This is a genomic window from Novimethylophilus sp., from assembly GCF_036504375.1.
GTDB lineage: Bacteria > Pseudomonadota > Gammaproteobacteria > Burkholderiales > Methylophilaceae > Novimethylophilus.
In genome coordinates, this window is record NZ_DASXVH010000104.1 from 1 (window position 1) to 21,039 (window position 21,039).

A 21,039-nucleotide genomic window follows, 5' to 3' on the forward strand; every position below is an offset into this window, starting at 1 on the left:
GACCAGGTGCCGCACATCGAGTTTACGCGCGAGATTGCGCGGCGCTTCAACCATATTTACGGCCGCGAGCCGGGCTACGAGGAAAAGGCCGAGGCCGCGATCAAGAAGCTGGGCAGCAAGAAGGGCGCGCTGTATGAAGAACTGCGCACGCGCTACCAGGAATCCGGCGACGACGAGGCGCTGCAATCGGCGCAGGCATTGATCGAGGAGCAGCAGGGCCTCTCCCTGGGAGACCGCGAACGGCTGCTGGGCTTCCTCGAAGGCGGCGGCAAGATCATCCTGGTCGAGCCGGAAGCCAAGCTCACCCCGGCTTCCAAGATGCCGGGCCTGGACGGGCAGAAAATGTCCAAGTCCTACGACAATACCATTTCGCTGCGCGAAGACCCGGACGTGGTGGCGAAGAAGATCAAGACCATGCCCACCGACCCGGCGCGCGTGCGCCGCACCGACCCCGGCGACCCGGCCAAATGCCCGGTGTGGCAGCTGCACGAAGTGTATTCCGATGAACAGCGCAAAGCCTGGGCGCAGGCGGGCTGCAAGAGCGCCGGCATCGGCTGCATCGAATGCAAGCAGCCGGTGATCGACGCGGTGCTGGCCGAACTCAAGCCGATCCAGGAGCGCGCCGCGCAGTACGCAGAGGACCCGACGCTGGTGAAAAACATCGTCGCCGACGGCTGCGAAAAAGCGCGCAAGATGGCGCGCGAAACCATGCGCGAGGTGCGCGAAGTGATGGGGCTGGCCTACTCGTGATCGTCCCGCAGGCCAGTGCGCGCATCCATGGCGAGCCGCTCGCCGCCCTGCCGCACGACCTGTACATTCCGCCGGACGCGCTGGAAGTCTACCTGGAAACCTTCGAGGGCCCGCTCGACCTGCTGCTGTACCTGATTCGCAAGCACAACCTGGATATTCTCGACATCCAGATGGCGGAACTGACGCGACAGTACATGGATTATGTCGAACAGATGCGTGCCGGCAACCTGGAGTTGGCGGCGGATTATCTCCTGATGTCGGCGATGCTGATCGAAATCAAATCGCGCATGCTGCTGCCGAAACCGGTTGAGCTGGAGCAGGAGGACGATCCGCGCGCCGAACTGGTGCGGCGCCTGCTGGAATACGAGTCGATCAAGCTGGCGGCGCAACAGCTGGATGCCTTGCCGCAGGTAGGGCGCGAACTCATGGTGGCGCAGGCGTATTTCGAGCACATTCCGCAGCAGAACCTGCCCGGCGTCGGCATGGACGACCTGCTCTCCGCCTGGCATGCGGTGCTGGAGCGGGCGAAGAATTTCACCCACCACCGCATTACGCGCGAGCAATTGTCGGTGCGCGAGCACATGACGCTGATCCTGCGCCGGCTCAACCAGGAGGGGATGCTGGAGTTTGCGGCGCTGTTCGATGCGGCAGAAGGCGTGCCCAGGCTGGTGGCGTATTTTCTGGCGCTGCTGGAGCTGGCGCGCGAGGGCCTGCTGCGCATTACCCAGCAAGAACCCTACGCCCCGATCTATTTGCAGCCGGTAGAGATGCCGGAAAATGCCTGAACCGCAGACCATACAGGAAATGAAGAATGTGCTGGAAGCGGCTCTGCTGACCAGTCCGGAGCCGTTGTCGCTGGACGACATGCTGCGCCTGTTCGAGGCCAGGATGGAGCGCGCCACGCTGCGCATGCTGCTGGACGAGCTCAAAATAGACTGGCATAGCCGCACGCTGGAACTCACGCAGGTGGCGAGCGGCTGGCGTTTTCAGGCCAGGCCCGAGTATGCGCCCTTCATCGCCCGGCTGACGCCGGAACGGCCGCAGCGCTATTCGCGCGCGGTGATGGAAACGCTGGCGATCATCGCCTACAAACAGCCGGTCACGCGCGGCGATATCGAGGAAATCCGCGGCGTCGCGGTCAACCAGAACGTGATGCGCACCTTGCAGGAACGCGGCTGGGTCGATATCGTCGGCCAGCGCGAAGTGCCGGGGCGGCCCTCGCTGTATGCCACCACCAAAACCTTTCTCGACGACCTCAATCTGCGTTCGTTGCAGGAATTGCCGCCGTTACAGACGCTGGCCCAACAGGAAATTAAACTGGAAATATGATTAAACGTACACGGGCCACCGCGCCGGCCTCGCCCTTGAGGCGTTCCGCCAAAGACTTGCAACAGCGGGAGCTGGACGCCCGTCCGCGCAAGAAAGAGGAAAGCGCCGCGCCGCAGCGCTTGCAGAAAGTGCTGGCGCTGTCGGGTTTCGGTTCGCGCCGCGACATGGAAGAGCTGATCGCCAGCGGGCGCGTTACCGTCAACGGCGAACCGGCGAAGTTGGGCATGACGGTGTCAAGCAGCGACATCGTGCGCATCGACCGCCGCGCCGTGCGCTTGCAGACCGAGCCGCGCCTGCCGCAGATACTGCTGTATCACAAGCTGGAAGGCGAGATCGTCAGCCAGGACGACCCGGAAAAGCGCGCCTCGGTGTTCGATAAGCTGCCGCATGTGCGCGGCGCCAAATGGGTATCGGTGGGGCGGCTGGACATCAACACCTGTGGCTTGATGATATTCACCACCTCGGGTGAATTGGCCAACCATTTCATGCATCCGCGCTATGAAGTCGAACGCGAATACGCGGTGCGGGTGATGGGCGAACTGACCGAAGGCCAGCTGCTGCAGCTGACGCAGGGTGTCGAGCTGGACGACGGCATCGCCAGCTTCGACGTGATCCAGGACCGCGGCGGCGAAGGCTCCAATCATTGGTACCAGGTCATCCTGCGCGAAGGCCGCAAGCGTGAGGTGCGGCGCCTGTTCGAAGCGCTGGGGCTGATGGTGAGCCGGTTGATGCGCGTGCGCTTCGGCCCGATCAACCTGCCGCCGCGCTTGAAGCGCGGCCAACTTTTGGCGCTGGAGGACAAACAGGTGCGCGAACTCTTGGAGTGGGCCGAACTGCCGGTGCCGCGCGCGCAACAGCGCCAGATGTCGGCGCGCGAGAAGGAGCAGATCGGCAAGCCGTTCACGCCGAAATCCAGGGCAGCCGCCCCGGTGGCCGCCGCAGCCGAACCCAAGGTGCGGCAAGCCAGGAAACCCGGTTGGGCCAAAGCCGCCAATCCGGCAACCAAGCAGCGGCGCAACGACAGGAACCGTGGCCGGGGTTGAGCTCGGCGGCAACTGCCAGACCGATCTTTCGCCGCGGTGATTATCCCGCTCACGGGGCTCGCGCTTGATCTGAGCGTCAAATCCAGGTGCCTGTCGGTGCCCATCGCCGCGTTGTGGGCAGGCCGGATTTTTACAATTCTTTTATGCCGGCGGCGTCATAATTTATCTTGGATTTACAGCGGATGAATTAATCTTTCCTGATGATTCATGACATGACCAAGGTGGGTGGATTGCCGGTTCGAGCCAAGCCCGCACTTCTGGCGCGCTATCTGCTGGCGGCGCTTGCCTGCGTGGCGACAGCGTTGGCGGCGACGCCGTTGCGGCATTACTTCGATCTGGTCAACATCGTGATGCTGTTCCTGCTCACGGTGTTCCTGGTGTCGCTCAAGCTGGGGCAGCGCCCGGCGGTGCTGGCGGCATTTCTCAGCGTCGCCCTGTTCGATTTCTTTTTCGTTCCCCCGCGTTTGACCTTTGCCGTTGCCGATGCGCAGTACCTGCTGACGTTTCTGGTGATGCTGGCCGTTGCTCTGGTTACCGGGCAGCTGACCGCCGGGCTGCGGCAGCAGGCGGAGACGGCGTCCCTCAAGGAAGAAAGAACCCGAGCGCTTTACGAAATGGCCAGGGCATTGTCCGGGGCGCTGCGCCTCGCGCAGGTCGCGGAAATTTCCAGCCGTTTCCTGCGGGAGGTGGTCGGCGTCGATTCCACGCTGCTGATCCCCGATGCCGATAACGCGCTCAAGCCGCTGGCAGCGCCGGTGGTGTGGTACGAGCCGCATGTGGCGCTGATGGCGTTCAACGGAGAAAAGCAGGCGGGGCGCCATCCGCTCACGGAAGTGGACGGGGTGCGCTATTACCCGCTGCATGGAACGACGCGCTCGCGCGGCGTGGTGGTGGTTTCCCCGCTGGACGGCGACAAGACGCTGCTGGACGAGAACCACCCGCTACTGGAGACGGTGGCGTCATTGATCGCCATCGCGGTGGAACGGCTGCATTATGTCGCGGTGGCGCAGGATGCCCAGGTGCAGATGGCCTCCGAGCGGCTGCGCAGTTCGGTTCTGTCGGCTTTGTCGCATGATCTGCGTACGCCGCTGACGATACTGGTGGGGCTGGCGGATTCGCTGGCCCTGGCCAAGCCGCCTTTATCGCGACCGCAGCAGGAGACGGCGGAAGCCATCCGCGACCAGTCGCTGCGCCTCACCGGGCTGGTCGAGAACCTGCTCGACATGGCTCGCCTGCATGCGGGGCAGGTCACGCTGCGCAAGGAATGGCAGCCGCTGGAGGAAGTCATCGGCGCCAGCATCAAGCTGCTGGAGCGCCATCTGGGCGCGCGTCCGGTACGGGTGGAACTGCCGGCGGATTTGCCGTTGCTGGAATTCGACGCGGTGCTGATGGAGCGGGTGTTCTGCAATCTGCTGGAAAATGCCGCCAAATATTCGCCGGCGGATTCCGCCATCGACATCGCGGCGCGGCGCAACGGCCCCATGGTGGAGATTGCCGTCAGCGACTACGGGGCAGGTATTCCAGTGGAACAACAAGCGCGCATTTTCGCGATGTTCGTGCGCGGCGCGGCGGAATCCTCCACGCCCGGTGTCGGGCTGGGGCTGGCGATTTGCCGGGCGATCGTCGATGCGCATGGCGGGACGATCGCGGTGTCGAATCGCCCAGAGGGCGGTGCTCGCTTCGTGTTTACGCTGCCGGTGGGCGAACCGCCGATAATCGAGGATGAAGCCTTGTTGCCGGATGGTGTTGCATGAGCGGGCCAAAAGTAGTGGTGATCGAGGACGAGCGGCAGATCCGCCGCTTCGTGCTGGCGGCGCTGGTCGAGGAGGGCTGCCAGGTGTTTGAAGCCGAGACCGCCGCGCAGGGGCTGGTGGAAGCCGCAACCCGCAGGCCGGATCTGGTCATTCTCGATCTGGGCCTGCCGGACCGGGACGGGGTCGAGGTGATCCGCGACCTGCGCGCCTGGTCGGGCGTGCCGGTGCTGATCCTGTCGGCGCGCGCGGCCGAGAACGACAAGATCGCGGCGCTGGACGCCGGGGCCGACGACTATCTGACCAAGCCGTTCGGCGTGGGCGAACTGCTGGCGCGGGTGCGCGCCTTGCTGCGGCGCCAGATGCGGTTGACGGAAACGGCCGAGGCGGTCGTCAGCTTTGGCGATGTGGTGGTGGATATGGCCCGGCGCACGGTAGCGCGCAACGGTCAGCCGCTGCATCTCACCCCGATCGAATACCGACTGCTGTGCGTGCTCTTGGCAGGCGCCGGCAAGGTGCTGACGCATCGCCAGCTGTTGCGCGAGGTGTGGGGGCCGTCCTATGTCGAAAGCAGCCATTACCTGCGCATCTTCGTCGGCCATCTGCGGCAGAAGCTGGAGGCCGATCCCACGCAGCCGCAACATATCCTTACCGAAACCGGCGTGGGTTACCGGTTCCAGCTTTGAGCACATATTCAAAACATCAGGGAGCAAGCGCAATGCATCAGCCCACCAGGGAGCGCACGGCCGGCCTCGCGCTGGCCGCGCTGGGCGTCGTCTACGGCGACATCGGCACCAGCCCGCTATATACCATCAAGGAAGTCTTTGCCGGGGCACACCATCCGGTGCCGATCACGCCGGACAATGTGCTGGGCATCCTGTCGCTGATTTTCTGGTCGCTGATCGTGGTGGTCTCGGTCAAGTACGTGGCCTTCATCATGCGCGCCGACAACAAGGGCGAGGGCGGCATCATGGCGCTGATGGCGTTGGTGCTGCGCGGTGCGGAGGGCAAGCGCTACGCGCCTTGGCTGATGCTGCTCGGCCTGTTCGGCGCCGCGCTGTTCTATGGCGACGGTGTGATCACCCCGGCGATTTCGGTGCTGTCGGCGGTGGAGGGGCTGGAAATCGCCACGCCCGCGCTCAAGCCCTATGTCATCCCGGTCACGCTGCTGGTGCTGGTGGCGCTGTTCTTCTGGCAGCGCAAGGGCACGGCCAGTGTCGGGGCGCTGTTCGGCCCGGTGATGATCCTGTGGTTTGCCACGCTGGCGCTGCTGGGGGTGGTGAATATCCTGCATGCGCCGCAAGTGCTGCAGGCGCTCAACCCGCTGCATGCCGCCGGGTTCATGGCCGGCAATCCGAGCCTGGGCTTCTTTGCCCTGGGCGCGGTGGTGCTGGCGGTGACCGGCACCGAGGCGCTGTATGCCGACATGGGGCATTTCGGCCGCCGGCCGGTGCAGCTGGCGTGGTTCGGCCTGGTGCTGCCGGCGCTGGTGCTCAACTACTTCGGCCAGGGCGCCTTGCTGCTCACCGATCCGACCGGCATCCAGAACCCGTTTTATCTGCTGGCACCGGCCTGGGCGCTGTATCCACTGGTCGCGCTGGCGACCGTCGCCACCGTGATCGCTTCGCAGGCCGTCATTTCCGGCGCCTATTCGCTTACCCAGCAGGCCATGCAACTGGGGTACAGCCCCAGGCTGGAAGTACAGCACACCTCCAGCGAAGCGCAGGGGCAGGTTTACCTGCCGGGCATCAACTGGGTGCTGCTGATTTCGGTGATGGCGCTGGTGCTGGGCTTCGGCTCCTCGACCAGCATGGCGGCAGCCTACGGCATCGCCGTGACCGGTACCATGGTGATTACCACGATCCTGGCGTTCATCGTGGTGCGCAACCTGTGGGGATGGAACTGGCTGCCGGGCGCGCTGGTGCTGGGTGCGTTCATGGTGGTCGATCTCGCCTATTTTTCCGCCAATATCGTCAAAATACACGATGGCGGCTGGTTCCCGCTGGTGTTCGGTCTGGGGGTATTCCTGCTGATGACGACCTGGAAGCGCGGCCGCCAGTTGCTCGGCGCGCGCCTGGTGGCCGAGGCCATGCCGCTGGAACCGTTCGTGCAGAACATGGCTGGATCGGCGGTACCGCGCGTTCCCGGCACGGCGGTATTCATGACGCAGAACCTTGACGTGGTGCCGCACGCGCTGCTGCACAGCCTCAAGCACTACAAGGCACTGCATGAACGTATCGTGCTGCTGACCGTGGTTTCGGTCGACGAGCCCACGGTGGACGACAGCCGGCGGGTGGAGGTCGAGCCCATCGATGGGCAGTTTTCCAGGCTCAGGGTGTTCTACGGCTTCATGGACAAACCCGACCTGCCGCAAGCGCTGGAATATTGTGCGGCACAGGGCCTGGCGTTCGACATGCTGGACACGTCCTTCTTCCTCGGCCGCGAGACGCTGATTCCCAAGGCCGCATCGGAGATGTCGCTGTGGCGGGAAAAACTGTTCGTGGCGATGTTCCGCAATGCGGGCAGCGCAGCGGCTTACTTCAAGCTGCCACCGAACCGGGTGGTCGAGCTGGGGGCGCAGGTGGTGCTGTAGCGGAGACGGCAAGGGCGCGTTCATAGGCCCCCGATCGGCGCGCGCCAAATCGCCGATCATCAAACTTGCTCGACATCTTCACTTGCCTCCATTGTTCGACAGATGGTCGCACAGTGTTTTCAGTTGCTTCAGGACAAACTCCTTATCCGGCGGGCTCAATTGCTGTAGCCATGCATGCATCAACAACGTTTCATCGCATGGCTTGGGTTGACTTTCGTCCAGCAGATCGGCCATTCGTACATTCAGAATTGACGCCATTTTCTCTAATGTCTTGAGCGATGGCAGAGTGGCGCCTCGTTCGAACCGGGAAATGGTTTCCGTCTCCACCCCCAGACGATGGGCAAGCTGTTCCTGCGTCAATGCCAGCGCTTTCCTGCAATGAACGAGATTACGTCCCAATCTGACATTCAGTATATGCACCGCGTTCCCGACCATAAATGTTTACCAGCAAACCAACGGTCATGGTTGTGCTTGTCAGGATTTCCAGTAAGAGACTAATATGTTGATTGGTTTGTGGACATATTATGTTTAGTCGGGTTACTTTATCGATCATTGCAACAAGCCTTCACGAGTAAAACAAAAACAATACGAGAAATCACCCATGGAAAATCCCGCCTTGGCTAACTGGCAGTCGCTTTCCGCAGCCATCTTCGATCGTTGCACCGAGGGTATTGTCGTAACCGACAGCCGGAGCGTCGTTCTGCGCGTTAACCAGGCATTTTGTCGCATGACCGGATTTTCCATCCAGGATATTGTCGGGAAAAGCTCCGGTACTTTGCAATCGGGTCGGCATGATAAGGCATTTTATCGAAAAATATGGCGTACTCTGAGGAAACGCGGGCACTGGAGCGGCGAAATCTGGAGCCGGCGGAAAAATGGGGAGATTTATCCGGAATGGCTGAGCATTAGCGCGATAGTCTCAGGGGAGAAAGGCCATACGCATTATGTCGGAATTTTTATCGATATTTCCGGCCAGAAACAGGCGCAGGAGATTCACCGGCTGGCATTCCACGACCAGTTGACGGGACTACCCAATCGCCCGCTGCTGGAGGACCGGCTCAAGCTCGCCATTTCTGCAGCACATCGATCCGGGCAAAGACTCGGCGTACTTGTTATCGATCTCGACAATTTCAAATCGATCAATGACTCCATGGGGCATCAGGTCGGGGACGCGCTCTTGAAACAGGTCGCCAGCCGTTTGAATAAATGCATTCGTGCGGGAGACACTCTGGCCCGGCTGGGCGGGGACGAATTCATCATTCTGTTGCCTGCGCTGGGCGAAGAGCTCATGGATGTGTCGCGGTCTGCAACCGCAGCCGCCGAAAAAATAGGTACAGTGTTATCCATGCCTTTCGCCTTCAATGGCTACGAATTTGTTATCACACCAAGCATCGGCATCACAATTTATCCCGATGATGCAGACAACGCCAGCGATCTGATGCGTAATGCCGACACCGCCATGTACCACGCGAAAAAGCTTGGGCGCAACACACACCAGTTCTATAAGGCAAAAATGAACATCGTAGCTCTGGAGCGGCTGCAGATCGAGCACGAATTGCGCAAAGCTCTAGAGTGTTCTGCCTTCACTCTGTATTACCAACCCAAAGTCGAGACGCATACCGGGAAACCGATGGGCGTCGAAGCATTGCTTCGCTGGAACAACAATCACCATTTTCCCCCATCCAGATTCATTCCGGTTGCGGAAGAAACAGGGATGATCGTGGCAATCGGGACATGGGTGCTCAAAGAAGCTTGCCGGCAAAAGAAACGATGGGATCAGAGCGGGCTTGGCAATATCATTTCGCATATTGCGGTCAATGTCAGCCCCCATCAGTTCCAGCAGGCAGACTTCGTGCAGCTGGTATCCGGCATACTGGAAGAAAGCGCCGTGGCTCCCCCCGCGCTGGAACTGGAGCTAACCGAGGGCGCTTTGGTAGACAACATTCAGGAAACAGCCGCAAAGTTGCAAGCCCTCAAGGCGCTCGGCGTCAGGTTGGCTCTGGACGATTTCGGGACTGGCTATTCATCCCTGTCCTACCTCAAGCATTTCTCTTTCGATGCACTCAAAATAGACCAATCCTTCGTCCGGGATATCCCGACTGACCCCAATGATGCCACGATTGCGGCCACTATTATCGCGATGGCCAAAACGCTGAGAATGAATGTCATCGCCGAGGGTGTGGAAACATTGGCGCAACTGGATTTCCTGCGCAGCCATGGTTGCGACCAATGCCAAGGTTACTTGTTCAGCCGGCCGTTGCCGCCTGAAGCTCTGGTCTCATACCTAGCCGAAAACAATGGAAGATTTCCAGTAGCAGAAACCGGTATCGGTTCCGGCCATGATTACAACTGGTCCGGCCCTGCGGCTGAATGACCGGAATTGGTTTCTTAACGGTTTTTCGGCCTCCGCCGTCATGCCGGTAGTTGCTCGCGTGTCAGCATGAATACGAATTGGTCTCCGGCACTGGCCTCCAGCCAGGTGAAGGGCAGCTGCGGAAAAGCCGCTTCCAGCGCATCGCGGTTATGGCCGATTTCCACGATCAGCAGGCCGCCGCGATGCAGGTGGCCGGGAGCTTCCTCCAGCAGGATTCGCACATGTTCCAGCCCATCGTCGCCCGAGGCCAGTGCCAGTTGCGGTTCGCGCCGATATTCCGGCGGCAGCGCTTCCATCGATTCCTCATTGACATAGGGCGGGTTGGAAATGATGACGTTGTAGCGCTTGCCTGCAAGCGCGGTGAGCATGTCGGATTGCAACGCCTGCACCCGGTCTTGTAGTCCGTAGTCGGAGATATTGCGGTGCGCTACCGCCAGCGCATCGTCGGAAATATCCACCGCGTCCACTTCCGCATTGGGGAAGGCGTGCGCAAGCAGGATTGCCAGGCAGCCGCTGCCGGTGCATATATCGGCGGCGCTGACCACGGTTTCCGGGTCCGTCACCCACGGCGCCAGCTGTTCGTGCAGCATTTCTGCGATGAAGGAGCGCGGCACGATCACGCGCTCGTCCACGTAGAACTTGTACTCGCCAAGCCAGGCTTCGCGGACGAGATAGGCCGTGGGAATACGCTCGGTGACGCGGCGCTCGATCAGGTGCAGCAACTCGCGCCGTTCCGGCTCGGTGATCACCGCATCCAGAAAATTTTCCAGCGTATCGTGCGGCAAATGCAGTGTAGCCATCACCAGCCAGACCGCCTCGTCAAAGCTGTTCTGCGTGCCGTGGCCGTAAAACAGGCCGGCTTCCTCGAAACGGCTCACGGCAAAGCGCAGCCAGTCGCGGATGGTGAAGAGTTCTGTGTGAGTATGATTTGACATTGTTATCTACCACGGGAAGGAAAACGGGAAAGCAGCTTATGGTTTTCCCGGCGGTTTATTTCAGCAGTTTTTCCAGCGTCAGCCGGTAAGTATCCTTTAATGGTTCGATATCCGCCACGCCCACGCATTCGTTGAGCTTGTGGATGGTGGCGTTGAGCGGACCGAATTCGATCACCTGCGGGCAGATGTCGGCGATGAAGCGGCCGTCGGACGTGCCGCCGGTGGTGGAAAGCTCGGGGGTGACGCCGAAGGTTTGCTCAATGGCGGTGCTGATGGCCGCTACCAGATTGCCCTTGGGCGTGAGGTAGGGCTTGCCGGACTCCCATTCCAGGTCGTATTCCAACCCGTGCCTGTCGAGAATGGCGAGCACGCGCTCCCTCAAACTCTGTTCGGTGCTGGCGGTGCAGTAGCGGAAGTTGAACAGGATTTCGACATGGCCGGGCACCACGTTGGTCGCCCCCGTGCCGCCATGGATGTTGGACACCTGGAACGAAGTCGGCGGAAAGTACTCGTTGCCCCGGTCCCATTCCGTGGTGGAAATCTCGGCAATGGCCGGGGCAACCAGATGGATCGGGTTTTTGACCAGATGCGGATAGGCGATATGGCCCTGAATGCCTTTCACGATCAGCTTGCCGGAGAGCGAGCCGCGGCGGCCGTTCTTGATCATGTCGCCGACTTTTTTGTTGGAAGTCGGCTCGCCGACGATGCAGTAGTCGATCAGTTCGTTTCTGGCTTTAAGCGCCTCGACCACCTTCACCGTACCATCCACCGCCACGCCTTCTTCGTCGGAAGTGATCAGGAGGCCGATGGAGCCGTTGTGATCGGGGTGCTGCGGCAGGAATTCCTCCAGTGCGACGATGAAGGCGGCAATGGAAGTCTTCATGTCCGCCGAGCCGCGCCCAAACAGCATGCCGTCGCGGATGGTGGGTTCGAACGGGTCGCTCGTCCATTGCTCTACGGGGCCGGTGGGCACCACGTCGGTATGGCCGGCAAACGCGACGAGCGGGCTGGCGCCGCCGCGCCGGGCCCAGAAATTGTCGACATTGCCGAAACGCATTTTCTCAATCCTGAAGCCGAGCCTCTCGAGCCGTTCGATGAGAATTTCCTGGCAACCGGCGTCATCCGGAGTTAGCGAGCGGCGCGCGATCAGCGCGCGGGCGAGGTCAAGGGTGGCAGTCATGGCAGGTCTGGAATGCAAAACCGGAAGCATAGCATTCCGGGCGCATTCCAGACACCATGGCTAGGCGCGATTCACCACCGCCGCGCCGGTATGCTGCGCGATCTCCTTCCACAGCGCCAGGCAGGCTTCGATGGCATCGGTCGCGGTCTGGAAGAACAGCGTCGGCGAGATGTCCACATGGTCGGCCTCGATGAAGCGGCTTTGCAAGGTGTCCAGCAGGGCGCCGACCTTTTTTGTGATGGCGTTGTCCTCTGCCGAGGCTGATTGCACGCCTTCGTGGCACTCGCGGATGCGCTGTTCCAGAAAGCTCAGGCGGATGCGCCCGACCGCGCCGCACTGGCCCCGGGCGGCATATCCCGAACCCAGTGCGCGCGCCTGGCCTATGCTTTCCAGCAGCAGCGGCAGCTTCAGCAGCAGCGTGTTGGAAAGCCGCGCCAGCGGCGTGCCTTCGCCGTCCAAGAGGCCTAGGTGCTCGCCCATGTCGCCCATCAGGTGGATCACCGCGCGCACCAGCGCGGTATGCTGTTTGAAGCTTTTCTCGGGAATCTGGCCTTCCGAGGTGCGCACCAGTTCCTCCCAGCCCTTGATGATGGCGGAAAGGCTGGCCTCGTCCGGGTGCAGCTCCGGCGTGTGCGACAGCACCGGCGGCATTTTGCCGAGGATGCCCTGGATTTCCTGCCGCTTGAGCATCATTTTTGATTTGAACGCCGTGTCGCCGTTGAGCAGCGCGATCGACATGCCGCGATGCTGCTGGATCGCGGCCATCAGATCGAGGCCGGATTTGAGCACGGTGAGGCCGTACTCCTGGCGCTGTTGTTTGCGCTTGCGCCGGCTGCGCTCGGCAATGCCGAGCGCAGCAAAAAGTACGGTCAGGGCTAGTATGCAGAGGCCAATAATCAACATGTCAATTTCCTTGGGCCTATCATCAGATTTGAAAACGCTGCACCGACAGCCGCAGTTCGGAGGCCAGCGTTTCCAGGTATTTGGAGACGGAGGCGGCCTCGGTGCTGGCGGCGGTGTTCTCGTGCGCCATGCTGGCGATGTCCGCCATGCTCTGCACCGCCTCGTTGCTGCTGCGGGTCTGTTCCAGCGTGGCGTTGGCGATTGCGCGCACGCGGTCCATCGTGCTGTGCGCGCCTTCGCGTATGCTCTGCAGCGCGGCCGCGGCCTGCTGCGCCATCTGCACGCCGGTTTCGGCCTGCTGGCGGCCTTGCTCCATGCCGGCTACCGTGGCCTCGATTTCTTCCAGGATGCCGACGATCATGCCGCCGATTTCGCCGGTGGCGTTGGCGGTGCGCTCCGCCAGCTTGCGCACTTCGTCGGCGACGACGGCGAACCCCCGGCCATGCTCGCCGGCGCGTGCCGCCTCGATGGCCGCATTCAGCGCCAGCAGGTTGGTCTGGTCGGCGATGCCGCGGATCACGTCGGCGATGCCGCGGATTTCGCCCGAGCGCTGGCCCATCGACGACACCAGTTCGGTCAGCCGTATCATCGAGTTCTGGATGCGCTGCATTTCGTCGCCGGCGGCATGTACGATCAAAGTGCCGTCTTCCGACAGCGTTTCCGATTTCTCCGCGATAGCCTGCGACAGGCCGGCAGCCTCGGCCACCTGGCTTACGCTGGCCTGCATGTGCTGCATCGAAAGCGTCGATTTTTGCGAGAGTGAGTTTTGCGCGTCGGCGCCGGCCACCACGCGTGCGGCAGCGGCGGCGAGTTCGGAGGACGCACTGGCCACTTCGTCTGCTGCAGCGTGCACGTCCTTGATCAGCCGGCTGGTTTCGCGCGCCATTTCGTTGAGCCGCACCGACACCAGGCCGAACTCGTCCGTGCTGTCCAGGTTGCTTCTGGCCGACAGGTCGCCGTCCGCCATCGCCTTGACCGCGGCCAGTATGGTTGCGATGGATTGCTTGGCGGCGAGGTACAACGTCAGGAAAAAAAACAGGCCCACGACCAAGGTCATGGCGGTCAGAGCGAGCAGTTCATCCGACCATTGCGGGGAATATTGGCGCAGATACAGCATGGCGGTCGGCAGCAGCAGCATGAAAGCACACAGCCGGAACTTGTTCTTCAGCCGCAGGCGGTGCATCAGGCCAATGGCGGGCGATATCAGCATTTACGAACGTCCTCCTTGAAAACGGAACAAAACAGCCCAAGCGCGAAGGCTTGAAGTTTTTATTGCCGGGAGACGTCGTTGTCAGTTGGCCGCCATTGGCCATTAACCGGAGATGGTTCGGTTACAGCAAGTTTGATGCCATCCGAATTACCGGGATTTAAGGCGTATGCCGGGGTGGGGATGCCTGATATTGGTGCGGGCCTGCGAATGGCATGCACGATAGAGGGGCGGTTCAAGGGTGCGGGAAACTCTTTTAAACAGCTTCCGAGTATTCCTGCTCCGCAAAGCCCAGCGCCAGCACTTTGCCATCCCGCTCCAGCACCGGGCGTTTGATGATGTTGGGCTTGTCCAGCATCAGGGCGAGGGCCGAGGCGTCATCCTTGATGCCGGCCTTGACCTCGTCCGGCAGTTTGCCCCAGGTGGGGCCGGTCTTCTTCAGCAGTTTCTGCCAGCCGATCTGCCGCAGCCAGCCGGCGAGCATTGCTTCGGTTACGCCGTTTTTCCTGAAGTCGTGGAAATCGTAGGCGACGCCGCGGGATTCAAGAAAAACACGGGCTTTCTTGACGGTGTCGCAGTTGGGGATGCCATAGAGTTTCATGTCGGGTAATAGAGCGTGAAAACGCTGATTCTACAGTCGGTCGCTACTTGAAAGCGAATGCGCCGGTCAGATCGCTGGCCTTGGCATCGCGTTCGCCCAGCGGTTCAAGCCCGAAACGGGTTTCGATGAACTTGAGTATGGACGTCGTATCGTATTCCGTGTGATCGACGTAGCCGCGCCTGGCGAAAGGCGAAACGACTAATGTCGGAATGCGCGTTCCCGGCCCCCAGCGGTCTTTCACCGGCGGGGCGACATGATCCCAGAAACCGCCATTTTCGTCATAGGTGACGATGACGGCGGTGTCCTGCCATTGCGGGCTGTGCTCGATGCGGGCGAGCAGCTCGGCAATGTGTCGTTCGCCGGCCATTACGTCGGCATAGCCGGGGTGTTCGTTCAGTTCGCCTATCGGTTTGTAGAAGGCCACCGCGGGAAGCTGGCCGTCGTCGATCGCCTTCAGAAATTCGGTTTCGTCCTTGAGATGCAATGCGCGTTCTTTGCTGCCTGCGGTGTAGCGGCTGAAATACCCGAACGGCTGGTGGTGGAACTGGAAATTCTGGTCCGGATGCCCGGCAATGGCGTCGTTCCAGCCGCCCGAGTACCAGGCCCAAGTAATGCCTTTTTCCGACAGGCGGTCGCCTATCGTGGGCATGGTTTGCGCCGGCAGTTGCTTGGAGGGTGTCGTTCCCGCCTTGATCGGCATCGTGGTGGGTTGCAGTGTGTTGACTGCATAGCCGTCCGGCGTCACCGCGCCATCCTTGACCAGCTTGCCCTGGACGTCCAGCACGGCGGTGATTTCTGCCGGCGCGTTGTCATGGCGCGGCGTGCAGGCGCAAACTAGCCAGAAATGGTTGAGGAACGAGCCGCCGAACGCGCCCTGGAAGAAATTGTCGGCCAGCGTGTATTTGGCTGCGTATTGCCACAATGGCAGGCTATGGCCGTCGTAATAGCCCATCGCCAGCCCGCCGGCGTCGGAGACGGCGGCGAAGCGGTCGTTGCGGCCGCCATTGATCTGCGCCTGGTTTTGGTAGAAACGATGCACCAGATCGCCGGTTTTCTGGTCGGGCGCCACATAGCGGTCGATGGGAAAAGGTTGGTTGGGCAAATCCGCGGGAAAACGCGCATCCGCTTGCGCCGGCTTATGCCCGGTATCGATCGCCGGCGGCAGGACGGCGTAGGGCTTGCCGGCGAGGTCGGTCTGCGGCAGCGCTGCGGCCGTCAGGCCGTTGGCGCCGGGGAACAGGCCGTAGAGATTGTCGAAGCCGTGGTTTTCGAGATAAATGACGACAATATGCCGGATTTTATCCAGCCCGGCGGGCGGTTCCGCGGCAAAAACGGATGAGGAAACGAGTAGAAAGGCAAACATGAAAAAGCGCATGGCGGGGCTCCCGTTCGGTTGGGAGAACGCTACCATGCGCTTATGGCGAAACGATGACAGGATCGTTAAACGCCGCGCAGCAGTTCGTTGATGCCGACCTTGGAGAGCGTCTTGGCATCCACCTTTTTCACGATCACCGCGCAATACAGGCTGTAGCTGCCATCCTTGGAGGGTAGATTGCCGCTGACCACTACGGAACCTGCCGGGATGCGGCCATAGCTGACTGTGCCGGTTTCGCGGTCGTAAATCCTGGTGGACTGGCCGATGTACACGCCCATCGAAATTACCGAGTTGTCTTCGACCACTACGCCTTCCACCACTTCCGAGCGCGCGCCGATGAAACAGTTGTCGCCGATGATGGTGGGGCCGGCCTGCACCGGTTCCAGCACGCCGCCGATGCCGACGCCGCCGGAGAGATGCACGTTCTTGCCGATCTGCGCGCAGGAGCCGACGGTGGCCCAGGTGTCTACCATGGTGCCTTCATCGACGTAGGCGCCGATATTGACATAAGACGGCATCAGCACCACGTTCTTGCCGATGAAGGAGCCGCGTCGCGCCATGGCCGGCGGCACCACGCGGAAGCCGCCGTTGCGGAAGTCTTCCTCGGAATAATGGGCGAACTTGGACGGTACCTTGTCGAAAAAGTGCGTGAAGCCGGCGCCCGACATATGGTTGTCTTCGAGGCGGAACGACAGCAGCACGGCTTTCTTGATCCACTGGTGGGTTTCCCACTCCTGGCTGTCGCCCTTGCGGGTGGCAACACGCAGGCGTCCGGCATCGAGTTCTTCCAGCACTGCGAACACGGCGTCCTTGACCTTCTTGTCGGCGTTGGCGGGGTTGATGTTGGCGCGGTTCTCGAACGCGGTTTCGATGGTGGATTGCAGTTCCTGCATGGTGGACCCTTAAGCTTGAAAAAAACGTGATTTTACCTTGGATTTGACTTTGGATAAGCGCGTTTCGTCAGTCTTTGAACTGGCGGATATTGTCGAGCTCGCGGCGATAAGCCTCGGCGTTGCCGTATTCGGTGAATATCGGGTAACGCGAATGCGCATCGAGAACGCGCTGCGCATGCTTGATCGGACACCAGTACTGCTCGGTGCGGCCGACGATTTCCTTGATGTAGGAGATAAGGCCGTTGCCGTACGAGCAGTAGGCGCAGTTTACGATTTCCAGCAGGTTGAGATAGGTGAGATGATGGCGGTCATAGACGAAATAATCGCTGCGTTTGACCTTGGGGATGCCTAGCAGCGGGAAGCCTACGGCATGGTAGAGGCTGGCCATTAGATCGAGCAGCAGTAGCGTCGGCAGCACGGCATAGACGAACGGCGCCACCAGCACATGGCGTAGCCGTGGAAACAGCGCATAGCGCAGCAGGTTGATCTTGAAACGGCGATGCTGTTCGCGCACCCCCTGTTCGAAGCGCACTTTGTGGTTGACCAGGTGGTAGTTAAGGTTTTCCCGCGCGCGGTCGAGTTCCGCATCGAGTTCAAGCTGCATGCCCTTGATGCGGTTGACGATCTCGTTGATTCTGGTGTTCATGGCTGCTCCTGCGCATGGTTAAGGGCGTGAATCAACGAGAACGCGCTTAGCGGGAGTGCGTTCCCGGGTCGAGGCGAGGGGCGCTGATGGTCTGGGATCAGGAGTGCTTGGCCTTGGCTTCTTCGTAAAGCGGCATCACCGTGGGAATCAGGCGCTGGATATCCGCCATGCGCGAAGCGTCAGAGGGGTGGGTGCTGAGGAACTCGGGTGGTTTGGCGCCGCCCGCTTTTGCCATTTTTTCCCATAAGGAGATGGCGGCGTTGGGGTTGTAGCCGGCACGCGCAGCCAGTTCAAGGCCGATCTGGTCGGCTTCGTGTTCGGCGCGGCGGCTGTGCGGCAGGGTCAGGGCCACGGCGGCGACGGTACTACCCAGCGCCAGCGTGGTGTTAGCCTTGTTCGAGTCCTTGGATGTGACCCCGATCACGGCAGCGAGGCCCAGCAGGCCGATCTGCTGGACATAGGCTTCCGACATCTGCTCACGGCTGTGCTCGCGCAAGGCATGGGCGATCTCATGGCCCATGACGGCGGCGAGCTCGTCATCGGTCGGCTTGATCTGGTCGATCAGGCCGGTATACACCATGATCTTGCCGCCCGCCATGCAATAGGCATTGATGTCCTTGCTTTCCTGCACATTGATTTCCCACTTCCAGTTCACCGCATCGGGGCGGAACACTGCAGTTTGCGCAATCAGCCGCTGGGCAATGGCGCGAACGCGCGTGGTTTCGGCGGAGTCGGGATTAAGCGCTTTTTTCGCATCGGCCTGTCGCAATGTCTGCACGTAACTTTGCGCCGACATGGCTTCCACCTGCTTTTCGGAAAGCAGCATGTACTGTTTGCGCTCCACGCCTACCGTGCCGGATTTTGTCGTCTGCACGGGCACGCAGCCGCCGAGGGCAACGGCTGTGGCAATCAATAAGCTGAAGAAGTGTTTTTTCATTCTAAAACCTGAATTGGCCGCGGATGGATGAGCACGGACAAATGCGGCTGAATCATATAAAAACTGCGCTCATCCGTGGCTGGAATTACTTTTTCGGGTGATCGGTCATGTACTTGTGGATTTCCTCGCGATCCACCGTGCCGTCCTTGTCGGTGTCGATAGCGTCGAAATTCTTGGAAACGCGCGGCAGTTTCTTCGCCTCTTCGCGGTCCAGTGTGCCGTTGTTGTCCTTGTCGGCGCCCATGAAGGCATGGGTGCCTTTGTCATGCATGCTGTTGTGCTTCATGCCGTCGCGCTTGCAGGCCATGATTTCTTCCTTGGATAGCTTGCCGTCATGGTTGGCATCCATCTCGTTGAAATGCTTTTCCTGCATCGCCTTGGCTTCTTCCCTGTCGATGAAGCCGTCGCCGTTCTTGTCGGCTTTGGTCAGGCTCATGCCTTGGCGGTCGCAATGGTCGCCGCTGGTACTGTCGGGACTGGCCAGGGCAAAAGGTGAAAAAGACAGGGTGGCGGTCAGGATTGCGGTTCCGAGTTTGCGCATTGCAGTCTCCACGTCAAAGGATTAAATATACCACCAGCTGGGTGATTAGAGCGCGACCTGAGCGCCCAGTTCCACCACGCGATTGGGGGGCAGCTTGAAATAATTGGTCACGCTGTCGGCATTGCGGAACATCGTGACGAACAGTTTTTCGCGCCAGAAAGCCATTTCCGAACGCGGTCTGGGAATCAAGGTTTCCTTGCCGATGAAGAACGAAGTGTCCATCACGTCGAGCGGCAATCCATGTTGGGCGCAGTCTTCCAGTTCGTGCGGCAGATCCGGGTCGTCCTTGAAGCCATAGTGCACCATGACCCGGAAGAAGCCATGCCCCAGATTCTGTACTGCAACGCGCTCCGGCTGCGGCACATGGGGCACGTCCTGCACTTTCACCGTGGCCAGGATTACCTGCTCGTGCATCACCTTGTTGTGCTTGAGGTTGTGCAGCATCGCGTGCGGCACGGAGTACGGGTTTTGCGTCATGAAAATAGCCGTGCCCTGCACGCGGGTTGGCGGATTTGCGCTGATGGCTTCGATAAAAGGTTCCAGATCCATTGCGTCGTCCTTGAGCCGCTTGTTGAGCAGCTCGCGCCCGGTTTTCCAGGTGGTCATCAGGGTGAAGATGACCACGCCCATGAGGATGGGGAACCAGCCGCCGGCGGGGATTTTCAGCACGTTAGCGCCGAAGAAGGCGAGGTCCACGATCAGGAACAGCGCAATCAGCACCGCGGTGCGCACCCAACTCCAGCCCCAGATGCCGTGGAATACGATTGCGGCGAGGATGGAGGTGATCACCATGTCTCCCGTCACCGCAATGCCGTAAGCGGCGGCCAGATTGCTGGAAGAACCGAACCCGATCACCAGCGCCATCACCGCGATCATCAGGGTCCAGTTCACGCGCGGCAGGTAAATCTGCCCGACTTCCTGCTCCGAGGTGTGCTGCACCAGCATTCTGGGCAAGTAGCCCAGTTGCAGCGCCTGGCGCGACACCGAGAACGCGCCCGAAATGACCGCCTGCGAAGCGATTACGGTAGCGGCGGTGGAAAGCAGCACCAGCGGAATCAGCAGCCAGTCCGGCGCCAGCAGGTAGAACGGGTTTTTGACCGATTCCGGATGATGCAGGATTTCCGCACCCTGGCCGAAATAGTTCAGCATCAGCGCCGGCAGCACGAAACCGAACCAGGCGATGCGGATCGGCTTGCGGCCGAAATGCCCCATGTCGGCATACCGCGCCTCGCCGCCGGTCACCGCCAGTACCACCGCGCCCAGCGCGATAAACGCCAGCGTGCCGTTTTGCGCAAAAAAATGCAGCGCATATAGCGGATTCACCGCTGCCAGCACATCCGGCGCGTGCCTTATGTTGATAATGCCGAGCGCGCCCAGCGTGCCGAACCACAGCACCATGATGGGGCCGAACAACACGCCTATCGTGGCGGTGCCCCGGCGCTGCACCAGGAATAGTCCCAGCAGCACCAGCAATGTGATCGGCACTACCCAGTGCGACAGCGCGGGCGTGGCGATTTCCATGCCCTCCACCGCCGAGAGCACGGAAATCGCCGGGGTGATCATGCCGTCGGCGTAGAACATGCACGCGCCGAGGATGCCCACCAGCATGATGAAGCGCTGCTTGGCATGGTTGTCGCCTGCCTGGCGCGTCGCCAGCGCGATCAGTGCCATGATGCCGCCTTCGCCGCGGTTGTCTGCGCGCATCACGAAGCCGACGTATTTCACCGATACCACCATGATCAGCGACCACAGAATCAGCGACAGGATGCCCAGCACGTTGTCGGGCGTCACCGGCACCTGGTGGTGCGCTCCGGCGAACACCTCCTTCATGGTGTACAGCGGGCTGGTGCCGATGTCGCCGTAAACCACGCCCAGTGCGGCTAATGAGAGCGATGCGAGGCGAGTGTTGGAGTTTTCGGCGGAGGAGGTGGACATGTTGGGGTCTGTATGGATTCGAAGCGCCCCGGTCTGTTGGCGAGCC

The 21,039-nt window shown here is 61.0% G+C and carries 19 protein-coding genes and 1 pseudogene; 8 read left to right on the forward strand and 12 right to left on the reverse strand.

Going from position 1 to position 21,039, the window contains the following annotated elements:
* The 7 genes and pseudogenes from VGK14_RS14200 to VGK14_RS14230 form a co-directional block, all read left to right on the forward strand.
* Positions 1-750: pseudogene (locus tag VGK14_RS14200) on the forward strand (tryptophan--tRNA ligase); the annotation flags it as partial.
* Positions 747-1,535, forward strand: coding sequence for a ScpA family protein (locus tag VGK14_RS14205; RefSeq protein WP_331509754.1), 789 nt, complete (start codon positions 747-749; stop codon positions 1,533-1,535). The pseudogene VGK14_RS14200 and the gene VGK14_RS14205, both read left to right, overlap by 4 nt.
* Positions 1,528-2,079 (forward strand): SMC-Scp complex subunit ScpB, encoded by a 552-nt coding sequence (scpB, locus tag VGK14_RS14210; protein WP_331509756.1) that lies wholly within the window; start codon positions 1,528-1,530, stop codon positions 2,077-2,079. The genes VGK14_RS14205 and scpB overlap by 8 nt, the downstream gene beginning before the upstream one ends.
* The gene (locus VGK14_RS14215; RefSeq protein WP_331509757.1) at positions 2,076-3,122 is read left to right on the forward strand and encodes a pseudouridine synthase; all 1,047 of its coding nucleotides are present in this window, start codon (positions 2,076-2,078) and stop codon (positions 3,120-3,122) included. Before scpB ends, VGK14_RS14215 begins: the two co-directional genes overlap by 4 nt.
* 200 nt (positions 3,123-3,322) lie before the next feature.
* A complete protein-coding gene (locus VGK14_RS14220) occupies positions 3,323-4,876 on the forward strand; it encodes a DUF4118 domain-containing protein (RefSeq protein ID WP_331509758.1) in 1,554 nt (517 codons plus the stop codon).
* Positions 4,873-5,559 (forward strand): two-component system response regulator KdpE, encoded by a 687-nt coding sequence (kdpE, locus tag VGK14_RS14225; RefSeq protein WP_331509759.1) that lies wholly within the window; start codon positions 4,873-4,875, stop codon positions 5,557-5,559. The genes VGK14_RS14220 and kdpE overlap by 4 nt, the downstream gene beginning before the upstream one ends.
* Positions 5,560-5,591: 32 nt before the next feature.
* On the forward strand, positions 5,592-7,466 hold the full coding sequence (locus VGK14_RS14230) for a potassium transporter Kup (protein ID WP_331509760.1): 1,875 nt from the start codon (positions 5,592-5,594) through the stop codon (positions 7,464-7,466).
* Positions 7,467-7,544: 78 nt separating this feature from the next.
* Here the strand turns inward: VGK14_RS14230 and VGK14_RS14235 are convergent, their stop codons facing one another.
* Entirely contained in the window at positions 7,545-7,901 is a 357-nt protein-coding gene (locus VGK14_RS14235) for a helix-turn-helix transcriptional regulator (protein ID WP_331509761.1), read from the reverse strand.
* Positions 7,902-8,067: 166 nt separating this feature from the next.
* Between VGK14_RS14235 and VGK14_RS14240 the strand changes: the two genes are divergently transcribed.
* Positions 8,068-9,840: a putative bifunctional diguanylate cyclase/phosphodiesterase gene (locus tag VGK14_RS14240; protein ID WP_331509762.1), complete on the forward strand. Its 1,773-nt coding sequence runs from the start codon at positions 8,068-8,070 to the stop codon at positions 9,838-9,840.
* 38 nt (positions 9,841-9,878) lie between these two features.
* On the opposite strand, the gene prmB is transcribed toward VGK14_RS14240, so the two are convergent.
* The 11 genes from prmB to VGK14_RS14295 all read right to left on the reverse strand — a co-directional run bounded on the left by prmB (position 9,879) and on the right by VGK14_RS14295 (position 20,993).
* A complete protein-coding gene (gene prmB, locus VGK14_RS14245) occupies positions 9,879-10,775 on the reverse strand; it encodes a 50S ribosomal protein L3 N(5)-glutamine methyltransferase (protein WP_331509763.1) in 897 nt (298 codons plus the stop codon).
* 55 nt (positions 10,776-10,830) lie between these two features.
* Positions 10,831-11,955 carry a succinyl-diaminopimelate desuccinylase gene (dapE, locus tag VGK14_RS14250; protein WP_331509764.1) on the reverse strand — a complete coding sequence of 375 codons (1,125 nt, stop codon included), beginning with the start codon at positions 11,953-11,955 and terminating at the stop codon, positions 10,831-10,833.
* Between the two features lie 60 nt (positions 11,956-12,015).
* Entirely contained in the window at positions 12,016-12,858 is an 843-nt protein-coding gene (locus VGK14_RS14255) for a hypothetical protein (protein WP_331509765.1), read from the reverse strand.
* Between the two features lie 22 nt (positions 12,859-12,880).
* On the reverse strand, positions 12,881-14,068 hold the full coding sequence (locus VGK14_RS14260) for a methyl-accepting chemotaxis protein (RefSeq protein WP_331509766.1): 1,188 nt from the start codon (positions 14,066-14,068) through the stop codon (positions 12,881-12,883).
* Between the two features lie 253 nt (positions 14,069-14,321).
* Entirely contained in the window at positions 14,322-14,666 is a 345-nt protein-coding gene (locus VGK14_RS14265) for an ArsC family reductase (RefSeq protein WP_331509767.1), read from the reverse strand.
* 43 nt (positions 14,667-14,709) lie between these two features.
* Positions 14,710-16,041: an alkaline phosphatase family protein gene (locus tag VGK14_RS14270; protein ID WP_331509768.1), complete on the reverse strand. Its 1,332-nt coding sequence runs from the start codon at positions 16,039-16,041 to the stop codon at positions 14,710-14,712.
* A gap of 65 nt (positions 16,042-16,106) precedes the next feature.
* Positions 16,107-16,934, reverse strand: coding sequence for a 2,3,4,5-tetrahydropyridine-2,6-dicarboxylate N-succinyltransferase (gene dapD / locus VGK14_RS14275; RefSeq protein WP_331509769.1), 828 nt, complete (start codon positions 16,932-16,934; stop codon positions 16,107-16,109).
* A gap of 67 nt (positions 16,935-17,001) precedes the next feature.
* Positions 17,002-17,580 carry a hypothetical protein gene (locus VGK14_RS14280; protein WP_331509770.1) on the reverse strand — a complete coding sequence of 193 codons (579 nt, stop codon included), beginning with the start codon at positions 17,578-17,580 and terminating at the stop codon, positions 17,002-17,004.
* Between the two features lie 97 nt (positions 17,581-17,677).
* Positions 17,678-18,517, reverse strand: a complete 840-nt coding sequence (locus tag VGK14_RS14285) for a M48 family metallopeptidase (protein WP_331509771.1) — start codon at positions 18,515-18,517, stop codon at positions 17,678-17,680.
* 85 nt (positions 18,518-18,602) lie between these two features.
* Positions 18,603-19,058 carry an EF-hand domain-containing protein gene (locus tag VGK14_RS14290; protein ID WP_331509772.1) on the reverse strand — a complete coding sequence of 152 codons (456 nt, stop codon included), beginning with the start codon at positions 19,056-19,058 and terminating at the stop codon, positions 18,603-18,605.
* A 45-nt stretch (positions 19,059-19,103) separates the two neighbouring features.
* Complete coding sequence (locus VGK14_RS14295) at positions 19,104-20,993, reverse strand: potassium transporter Kup (RefSeq protein ID WP_331509773.1); 1,890 nt, start codon at positions 20,991-20,993, stop codon at positions 19,104-19,106.
* Positions 20,994-21,039: the final 46 nt, after the last annotated feature.

Coding starts and splice junctions, on each gene's coding strand:
- kdpE (WP_331509759.1), top strand. CDS start 4,873: ATGAGCGGGCCAAAAGTAGTGGTGATCGAGGACGAGCGGCAGATCCGC.
- VGK14_RS14260 (WP_331509766.1), bottom strand. CDS start 14,068: ATGCTGATATCGCCCGCCATTGGCCTGATGCACCGCCTGCGGCTGAAG.
- VGK14_RS14230 (WP_331509760.1), top strand. CDS start 5,592: ATGCATCAGCCCACCAGGGAGCGCACGGCCGGCCTCGCGCTGGCCGCG.
- VGK14_RS14240 (WP_331509762.1), top strand. CDS start 8,068: ATGGAAAATCCCGCCTTGGCTAACTGGCAGTCGCTTTCCGCAGCCATC.
- VGK14_RS14280 (WP_331509770.1), bottom strand. CDS start 17,580: ATGAACACCAGAATCAACGAGATCGTCAACCGCATCAAGGGCATGCAG.
- VGK14_RS14285 (WP_331509771.1), bottom strand. CDS start 18,517: ATGAAAAAACACTTCTTCAGCTTATTGATTGCCACAGCCGTTGCCCTC.
- VGK14_RS14220 (WP_331509758.1), top strand. CDS start 3,323: ATGATTCATGACATGACCAAGGTGGGTGGATTGCCGGTTCGAGCCAAG.
- VGK14_RS14215 (WP_331509757.1), top strand. CDS start 2,076: ATGATTAAACGTACACGGGCCACCGCGCCGGCCTCGCCCTTGAGGCGT.
- dapD (WP_331509769.1), bottom strand. CDS start 16,934: ATGCAGGAACTGCAATCCACCATCGAAACCGCGTTCGAGAACCGCGCC.
- VGK14_RS14290 (WP_331509772.1), bottom strand. CDS start 19,058: ATGCGCAAACTCGGAACCGCAATCCTGACCGCCACCCTGTCTTTTTCA.
- prmB (WP_331509763.1), bottom strand. CDS start 10,775: ATGTCAAATCATACTCACACAGAACTCTTCACCATCCGCGACTGGCTG.
- dapE (WP_331509764.1), bottom strand. CDS start 11,955: ATGACTGCCACCCTTGACCTCGCCCGCGCGCTGATCGCGCGCCGCTCG.
- scpB (WP_331509756.1), top strand. CDS start 1,528: ATGCCTGAACCGCAGACCATACAGGAAATGAAGAATGTGCTGGAAGCG.
- VGK14_RS14265 (WP_331509767.1), bottom strand. CDS start 14,666: ATGAAACTCTATGGCATCCCCAACTGCGACACCGTCAAGAAAGCCCGT.
- VGK14_RS14255 (WP_331509765.1), bottom strand. CDS start 12,858: ATGTTGATTATTGGCCTCTGCATACTAGCCCTGACCGTACTTTTTGCT.
- VGK14_RS14295 (WP_331509773.1), bottom strand. CDS start 20,993: ATGTCCACCTCCTCCGCCGAAAACTCCAACACTCGCCTCGCATCGCTC.
- VGK14_RS14235 (WP_331509761.1), bottom strand. CDS start 7,901: ATGGTCGGGAACGCGGTGCATATACTGAATGTCAGATTGGGACGTAAT.
- VGK14_RS14270 (WP_331509768.1), bottom strand. CDS start 16,041: ATGCGCTTTTTCATGTTTGCCTTTCTACTCGTTTCCTCATCCGTTTTT.